This window comes from Acinetobacter sp. CFCC 10889, from assembly GCF_003268395.1.
Classification (GTDB): Bacteria; Pseudomonadota; Gammaproteobacteria; order Pseudomonadales; family Moraxellaceae; genus Acinetobacter.
This window is the reverse complement of the sequence record NZ_LQXQ01000090.1, coordinates 1-8572: the sequence shown is the minus strand read 5'-3', so window position 1 is coordinate 8572 and position 8572 is coordinate 1. Positions and strand designations below refer to the sequence as shown.

The 8572-nt window shown below is 35.3% G+C and carries 7 protein-coding genes and 3 pseudogenes; 2 read left to right on the top strand and 8 right to left on the bottom strand.

Annotated features, from left to right (window positions below):
- A pseudogene (locus AVJ19_RS19730) lies at positions 1-803 on the top strand (ATP-dependent helicase); the annotation flags it as partial.
- Between the two features lie 611 nt (positions 804-1414).
- Positions 1415-2626, top strand: a complete 1212-nt coding sequence (locus tag AVJ19_RS19725) for a tyrosine-type recombinase/integrase (protein WP_111861267.1) — start codon at positions 1415-1417, stop codon at positions 2624-2626.
- Positions 2627-2641: 15 nt separating this feature from the next.
- Here AVJ19_RS19725 and AVJ19_RS19720 read toward each other — a convergent pair whose 3' ends face one another.
- The 8 genes and pseudogenes from AVJ19_RS19720 to AVJ19_RS22605 form a co-directional block, all read right to left on the bottom strand.
- A complete protein-coding gene (locus AVJ19_RS19720) occupies positions 2642-2920 on the bottom strand; it encodes a helix-turn-helix domain-containing protein (RefSeq protein WP_111861266.1) in 279 nt (92 codons plus the stop codon).
- Positions 2913-4217, bottom strand: a complete 1305-nt coding sequence (locus tag AVJ19_RS19715) for a type II toxin-antitoxin system HipA family toxin (RefSeq protein ID WP_111861265.1) — start codon at positions 4215-4217, stop codon at positions 2913-2915. The genes AVJ19_RS19720 and AVJ19_RS19715 overlap by 8 nt, the downstream gene beginning before the upstream one ends.
- A 726-nt stretch (positions 4218-4943) precedes the next feature.
- Positions 4944-6203, bottom strand: coding sequence for a type II toxin-antitoxin system HipA family toxin (locus AVJ19_RS19710; RefSeq protein WP_111861264.1), 1260 nt, complete (start codon positions 6201-6203; stop codon positions 4944-4946).
- A gap of 4 nt (positions 6204-6207) precedes the next feature.
- On the bottom strand, positions 6208-6510 hold the full coding sequence (locus AVJ19_RS19705) for a helix-turn-helix domain-containing protein (RefSeq protein WP_111861263.1): 303 nt from the start codon (positions 6508-6510) through the stop codon (positions 6208-6210).
- Positions 6511-6930: 420 nt separating this feature from the next.
- Positions 6931-7077, bottom strand: a pseudogene (locus AVJ19_RS22355) (ATP-binding protein); the annotation flags it as partial.
- Positions 7047-7181: a hypothetical protein gene (locus tag AVJ19_RS22710; RefSeq protein ID WP_265736097.1), complete on the bottom strand. Its 135-nt coding sequence runs from the start codon at positions 7179-7181 to the stop codon at positions 7047-7049. The pseudogene AVJ19_RS22355 and the gene AVJ19_RS22710, both read right to left, overlap by 31 nt.
- Entirely contained in the window at positions 7181-8194 is a 1014-nt protein-coding gene (gene istA / locus AVJ19_RS19690; protein WP_111861261.1) for an IS21 family transposase, read from the bottom strand. The genes AVJ19_RS22710 and istA overlap by 1 nt, the downstream gene beginning before the upstream one ends.
- Positions 8180-8572: pseudogene (locus AVJ19_RS22605) on the bottom strand (transposase); the annotation flags it as partial. The pseudogene AVJ19_RS22605 and the gene istA, both read right to left, overlap by 15 nt.

Here is an 8572-nt window from a genome sequence, read left to right as displayed (position 1 = left end):
TTCAGTATCAAGATTCACCTAGTGAAGTGATTTCTCAATTTAATGAACTAACCAAACAGTATAGCAATCGAGTTTTAGTAGCTAGAGGTCATCAGACTTTAAACCAACTATCTGTTGTAGATAGCAGACCAGAGAAGCCAGCTGAGTTTTTACTAAGCTCAATTTTAAATTTTGATAAAACAAGTTATATTTCAATCAATCAGTCACTTATTGATTTTTCAGAGTATATTAAAAATAAGGTTAAGTTAGAAACTAAATCAAACGACTACAATTGTCCTCAAATTATTGAATCTGAATTAGAATGGCGATTATTTCTCTATAATTCTATTCAGTACTTATTAAGTAATGGTCTAAAATTAGAAACTAGTTCATGGACAGATTGGTGCAAAAAACTTAATGCTGTAATCATCAATTTACATGAGCAAGAATTTGTTCTTACTGAAATTTATGAAGCATTAAAAAAATCTAACCTTAAAATTCAATCTCCAAGTCGTAAAGCAAGTAATTGCATCTCTAACTATCATCGCAAAAATCATGCATTGGATATCAAACTCAGAAAATCAACTATCCATGGTGTTAAAGGTGAAACACATGAAGCTACCATGCTGATTTCAAATCCTACACGGAGTGGAACAGGCACACATTGGTCTCATTGGATAAAAGATAAAACATCTGAAGCAGCAAGATTTGCTTATGTTGCATCATCAAGACCAAAGTACATTTTAGTGTGGTGCGTTAAAAATTTAAAACCTAAGGAAAAAATAGAATTAGAAAGTTTGGGATTTGAAGTATTGAGTTGTTAGTTCTGAAATCTAAGATATGTTTTTAGCAAGTTAAAGTGTCCAAGTTAAATAAGAATCATTGTTCATACTCGTGATACTTAGGGTCCGTTTGTATAGGAATATGTACTAGCTTAGTTCAAAATGTTAAATCTTAGGATACAATTTTTTGAGTGTATCTAATTGGCTACTTTTAAGCGGAACTAGTGGACTACTCTTAAATGGAATTAGTGGACTACTATTGATGATATATACAATTTAGGTATTAAGCAGCATTGAATAGCTGTATTGAACTAAGTTTGATTTGGTCCATTTTTTTTTGCGGATGAGCATACCATTGAGTCAAATGATCAAACCAGATAGAAATATTGCCTCGAATAATTAAGGCTCGATTACAAGGTCTGTAAAACAAACTCATTGCAGAATAGTGATTAACTATCATTGTTTTTTGTTGATTAATACAGATTTAACAGTGGTTACTTTTTTGGTTACTTCAACTTAGTAACTCACAATAATATTTATAAAAAACATAGATATAAATATTTATGTGATGCGTAATATACGCATCACATAATAATGCTTATTTTTGATATAATTAAGATAATGGGGATCATTATGCTGGTTTATAAAAATTTATGAGTCTTACGGAAACACAAGTACGAAAGTCATATCCAAAAGAAAAAATTTACTTTTTAGCTGATGATGATGGTTTAAGCTTAAAAGTCGATCCTAATGGAAAAAAGTCTTGGAGTTATCGATATTCAGTTTCAGAAACGGGTAAAAGACCACGAGTCACTCTAGGTACATATCCTGAGATGAATCTCAAAGAGGCTAGAGTGGCCAGAGACTCCTATAAGGCAACTAAATTTTCTACACAAAATTTAGTTCAGGAGAAAATTCAAACTTTTAAAGTTGTTTGTGAAGAATGGTTAGAGTTTAAAACAAATAATTCATTTAAAGATCAACCACGTGGTGGTGTAATCCAATTGGCGAATGCATGTTTAATAAATGACATTTATCCCGTTATTGGTGATATAGATTTTAGCAAAATTAAAAGAACTGATTTAGTTAAGGTAATTAAGCAGATTGAAAATAGGGGAGTTAAGGAACCTGTAAAAAAAGCGTATAGCTATTTAAATCAAATCTATGATTTTGCAGTTGCAATGGGATACTGTGATTATAATCAAGCTTATGGTCTCAATAAAATATTATTGAAAGGGAAATTAAAGAAAAATTATCCCTATTTAAAAGATGAAGAAATTTCTAATTTTATTCTTAGAATAACTCAACTAAATACAGATCCGATTATAAAAAAAGCAATCCTATTTAAATTATATACTGGAGTCAGGGGGGCAGAGTTATTGTCTGCAGAACCTCATCATTTTGATTTTGACAACAAAATTTGGAAAATACCTGCTTTACATATCAAGCAATATCGTCGAAAAGTGATAGCAGGTTATGATATTCCAGATTTTTTAGTTCCATTATCATCGCAAGCGGTAAGTATTATTAGATCTGCACTAGAGTGGTCACAAGGAGATCGTTATGTTTTTGCTAGCCCAAAAATTAAAGATAAACCATTGCATTTTAACACAATAAATTCAACCATCCGTAAGATGGGATATAAAACAGATGAGCTATCCTCACATGGCTTAAGATCAACATTCAGTACTATTTTAAATAATTCAGGCTTATTTCAAGACAACTGGATTGAAGCTCAACTTTCACATGTAGATAAAAATAAAACTCGCGCTAGTTATAATCACGCAGATTATATTCAACAAAGAGCTGACATGATGCAATGGTGGGGTGACTATTTAGAAAATAAATCCAAATCTAGTTTATAGGTAATTTAAATTAAACTATTTTGATTTAATAATAAATTTTAAACCAAATGCATTTAACAACTTATTTATAGAATCTAATGTTGGATTACTATCTGGTTGCTCCATTTTCTGTAAAGTTTGTGGTGCTATTTTAGTAATTTTACTCATTTCAGTTAATGTTAAATGTAGTTCTTTTCTAATGTATGATGCAATCTGGTAAATTTCCCACTCAGGATTGTTATTTATATTTTCTAAGACTTGTAAGCGTTTATTCATTTGCTCGATTGGCGTCATAGGCTTATAACGTTTATCCATTAGAAAGCTCCTGAATCTGTTGACATATATTCAATATACGTTGATGACTATTTTGTAGAATCTCATCATCTATATTTATTTTTTTCATTTCATCAAGCAAATTTTCATAAAGTGGCAATTGTTGAGTAATTGTGTGTTTAATTTCACTTGAATCTATTCCTGTACATTCTTCTATTTGCGTTATGACTGATTCCCATAAAGGCATTCCACCATGATCGTCTTTTTCCCAGCGTGTTGTGCGTGCAATTCCATCAGGATGAAGCCACATTGGGGCAAAATCGAAGAGGGGTGTCAATTGAATTGTGCCATTATTTAAACGTTGAATTGCGGTATTACGGGTATGGTTGTCTTTATTTCCTAATGCAACATTAGCGATATCTCGTCTCAAATATTCAAAAATTTCAGCTTTTGGTGATGAGCAACATTCCATGAGCAATATACAAATTTGATTATGCGTCATTTTAACACCGAAGCCAGCTTTACCACTTAAAGAGGCCAAGCTTTCTTGCGCAATTCTTTCGACTTTACCATTGATAATTTGGCGATCAAAACGTGGAATAAATAGCGTCCTCTGGTGAAGCTCTAAATCCTTAAACACTCTTAGACCTAAGTACCGAGCTATTTTCATGTAGATTGCTTCATGTAACAGTATTTTTTCCAGTTTTTGATCGTTTCCACGACTAAATTTAACTAGCCAATGCTTTGCCGCTAATTCATCTGGAAGACTGTGATCTAAATAAAAAAGACCATCATACCCTTGAGTTAATAGTAGCTTAGGCCACTCACCTTGAACACCTGAAGAACCAGCAACAAATAAACCATATGATGCAAGTGACTCAATGAAGTCTTCTTTTCTTTCAATAATTTCCCTTAGGCTAAATCCACGAGGTTTTACAGTTGGAAAATGATCTTGAAGCCAGTCATAAGCTTCTTTAATTCGTAGATTACCAATAGGATTACCTGCCCCAGATTTCAGTAGGGGCCAATCAGCTTGTTCTTCTGCATTAATTGAGAAGCCCAGCTGATTTAAAAGCTCCTTTCGCCCATAGCCTTGAGGTAACAAGTCCATGAGAAATGCTGGCCATTGGTTTTCTAAACTGTTTTTTACATTGACTGGAAATTGGAATGATAGAGCATGGCCATCTCTTAAATCCATATGTTCAATAGCATATTCAAATAGGTATGATGTTCGTGTAGATGCTCTCCAGCCCTGCTCTTGATTAGCAGTTAGTTCAACAATAGCACAATCTTGCCATTCGTTATTTTGAAAAATTTGAAGTGTGCAATATTTATTCATATGTGTATTAAAATAAAATTATACATGCGTATTAAGCTAATATTTACCTATTATAGTAAATTTATAATGTACTTTCTACAGTAAATTCTTTAATTGTAAAAACAGATTTAAATCTAGCCGCTATCAAATTTAAATTACTATCTGAGTGTCGATATCACATAGCTCTGTATATTTATTAAACACTATTACCGTATCTAATCCTCCCCATATTACAGCTCAAAGTTACTACGTTCTATCAAAGATATTTTTCTATTTAAGAGTATAGATCTCTTTCATAAATCAAAAAACGATCTACTTTTTGCTGACTATTTATACCGAAGAATTTTGAATATTCATGCATTGGACTGACTGCCGCCGCTTTCCTAGAAACAACTTAAGTCATACAATAAAACATTTTTTTATTTTTTAATCATTTACGAGTTGACAAAAAAGTACACATTTTTAGGCTGATTTTTTTAGTTTATATATTAAAAAACTCAACCTTTGCAAGATTACAGAGATTTATATCATTAAATTACTTTATTTATAAGTATATAATTTAATTGTTAATATTTAGTTTTTAGTGGGCTAAAATTTAGATCATTTAATATTGGTTTGGTCACTTTATTTTAGATATTCTAGTTTATAAAAGTCACCGATGTTTTGATACTGATTTTCATGAGAAATAACAACAGTATATAATTTAATATTATAATGAATCTTAATCCTCATGAAAATGTTTTATATTCAATTCAATAAATGAATATTATGCTCAATCCTATTTTGGATCATTTGGAGTGTCTCTGCTTGAATTTGTCCAGGTAATAGATCATGAGCGATATCGCTGAATCGGCTTGCAACCTTACAAATCGAGCCAATAATTTCATCGACTTCTTGGGCAGAAAGTTCCGCTTCCTGAGTACCAAGTTTTACAAGAGCTTGTCGAGGAATATCCAGTGCCTCACCCATGATATCCATTTGATGATATCCCCCTGGTCCTTCACAGAAAGTAACATCATAGGCAGGGGAGAGTTTCCATTGTCCATTTTGGGACATCAGAAATGAAAAGTTTTTGCAATGATCATCTCGATTATTGAAGACTACATTGAAAACAGCTCGCTTGAATGCAATTGCTTTTTCGCGAACATCATTGGTGCAAAAGTGTGCAGCGCGAAGAAAGCTACTGTAGTCTAAACTCCCTGGTGATTTAAAATCAGCTCCAGTGAAGGCAGCTAAACTTTGCATAGGGATACGCATACCATCATGGCGGTCAAATCTTTTTGATGCAAATGCGGTTAATCCATTCGGAAGAGTAAAATATTGAGTGTCAGGGGTGACAATATCACAATGACGTAAACATTCTGCATAAACAGCTTCAATTGCACAAACTTCAGGATGCTCTTGCTGAGCGGGAAATTTGATCAGCCAGGCTTCATGTTGATGTGAGCTAACTGTTGAGAATTCGTTGGTGACAGGATCACGATAGACGAGTGCTTTTGGCCTTGCACCTTGTGGTGATCCACCCATAACTAATAAATGCTGTAAAAATTCTGCACCTTCTCCTTTGAGAACTTCCTGGACTTCTTGAGCGAGTTTAATCAGTGGAATATTTTCAGTTAAGGCTAACTCAAGTGCTGAAGGTTCAAAGGATAATGCCCCCATCGCATTTGTATTAATATACGTGAGTCTTTCTAATGGCCCAATCCGTGCTGGATTGAGTCCATTTTTTTTAAATAAGCGATCCATAAGGAGCATGCCCCAACCATCGGGTAGGGCATCATATATAGGACCTGGCAATCCCATTTGATGGGCAGGAAAGTTTGTTCTCAATGACTCACCTTTTAACGGAAGTAGGTAAGAGGAAAGTTCTAAACCTTTACTGATCGCTTCTGCACTATATTCAAAGGCGATTAATGGCCGACCTGTGATTGCGGTTGAGGAGACCAGTGTACCCCAAAGCCAATATTCCCCCCATCCATTGTAGTAAACATTAAGTTTTTTGAGCATGGATTTATTTCCTTTTGATACGTTGTCGAGCCGTATTGCTCTCATAGCGGAGAATGTCATTTACACTGTTTAAATGAGGTTTGAAGAGTTCCTCTAATTCTTTTAATCGGCCCAATACCATGGCAACACGTACTAAGTTTTCAAATGAAACATTTCGACCAGCTTCCAGATTAGATACTGTATTCACGCTAATACCAGCACGTGTAGCGACGTCTGACTGAGTCATTTCCAGATAAAGTCGTTCTTTGCGAAGCCTTTCACATAACAAAGTAACAACTTCTTCAGGTTTTTTGAATTTTAAATCCATAATATTGGGTCTTATTCCTATATATGTATATTAAACCATAAAATAATGGAGTTATAAAATAAACTGACTTAGTCAGTAAGGAGGGTACTTTATTGGCCTGATTAGCTCCTATTAGATTAAAGAAGTCTAATTAGACATTTACAATCTAATAGAGTCTAACAACTTGCTTTAAGCTTAATCAGTTTTGCGTGGTGTCGCGAGGAACCGTGATTTACTATCAGTTCAATCTGGAATATCTGACACAAGTGGTCTGGAGTAATGAGATCGATGGGCATCGCTTTGCCTTTCTTGATACCTTATTCAATACTGATTGGCTTTGTTGCACAAACCTACGGTTAAAGGCTCATGTCAACGGCATTCTAAAATTGCCCCCTTTTACCTTACAAATGGCAAAGTAAAATTGCCCCCTTTGATCTCGTATTAAGTTTCAACCTGAAGCTGAATCCCTATTCTTTTTTTATCCTTCAAACGATAACTCTCACCCGATATTTGTACCACATGACAGTGATGCAATAACCGATCTAACATCGCAGCAGTCAACGTGACATCATCTGCAAAGGATTTGGACTACTACCTAATGTTTGTTGTGCATGATGTGACCATTGTGATGCGATGGCAGGCAGATTGAGCTTTTGGCAAAGCTGCTCTATACGTTCGTATTGCAGATTCATCAGGAAACTCCTAGCAACGGGTCATATACCGATAACGGATGCTGCAAACTCTCGTAGGGCATGACATGCTGTGCTGTTGCAACAGGTACAGTACCAGAACCCGGATCTGATTGAGGTAATGGCGTAAATTTTTGCTGCTCCTGTTGCAGTCGAACAGCCGGTTTTTCTTGCGTGGTGGCATGAATCCGCTGATTGGCGGTTTCATGCAGCCACCGGCCAATGTGGGCATTGGCGACATCAACATCTAACAGTAACCCCGAAGTCTTCAGGCTTGCTTTCAATGGCACAATAAAGTTTGATTTGAGGTATCCATTAAAGCGTTCAACTTTGCCTTTGGTCTGTGCGCGGTAGGGCTTACATACGCGAGGACGAAAGCTGTACTTCTTGGCGCAGTCGAGCAATTTGGGGTTCCATTTATGCTGCCCCTCCTGATAGGCATCCCGTTCAATCATGATCGTTTTAGCGTTATCAAACAGGATTTCTTGAGGTACTCCTGCAAAGAACTGAAATGCATTTTCTAGACCATAGATCCATGCATCCGTACGTTCATGATCATAGAATTTCACGAAAGTCGCTCTGGAATACCCTAATGTTGCGACAAAGGCTTTTAAAGTCGTGTTGTTGCGTCGAATCGTGGTGAAATCCACCTGCATTTGTTGGCCAGGTTGGGTTTCAAAACGAATGATCGGTTCCGGTTGAGCAACTGGTTTTAATGTTGCAAGATATTCCCTCAAGATCCTGATCTTTCCTGGATATCCCAACCCTAAAATTTCCTGATAGAGCACAACAGCAGGAATCCATTTAGGATGAGCTGCGTTTACCCGTTGGAGTAAATAGGGTTTATATGGATCAAGAATACTTGTTCTAGGTTGTGTACGCCGATACTGAGGTGTTTCCTTCTGCCGTAAATATTTACATACGGTATTTCGAGACACCCTCAGTTCACGACTAATGGCCTTAATAGATTTACCCTGTTGATGAAGTATAGAGATATTTCTTCGAAAATGTTTCAATCTTGCAAGTTCATTTTCTACTAAATTTCTGATTTTATATAAATACTAATCCATATGCTAATGTTAGATCTATAGTTACATTTCTTTAGGATATTCGCTTTGGTTTCGGTATTCTAAATTTTACTCTAAGTAACTCTAAATCATAACCCTGATCTGCACACAATATTTATGTTTCTTTTACATCCATAACATCAATCAAATCAGGTGCAACTTTCACATCTTGGGTCTTCCTATTACCAATAATAGATTCAATAAGATTTCTATTCGCATCCACAGCTAAATGGATTTTAGAACTATTTGCCACCAATATTTTTAGAAATAGCTTGGTCTTTCACTCCTGCCGCATTTTGACGCGCTCGTACATGAGACGCATCAATA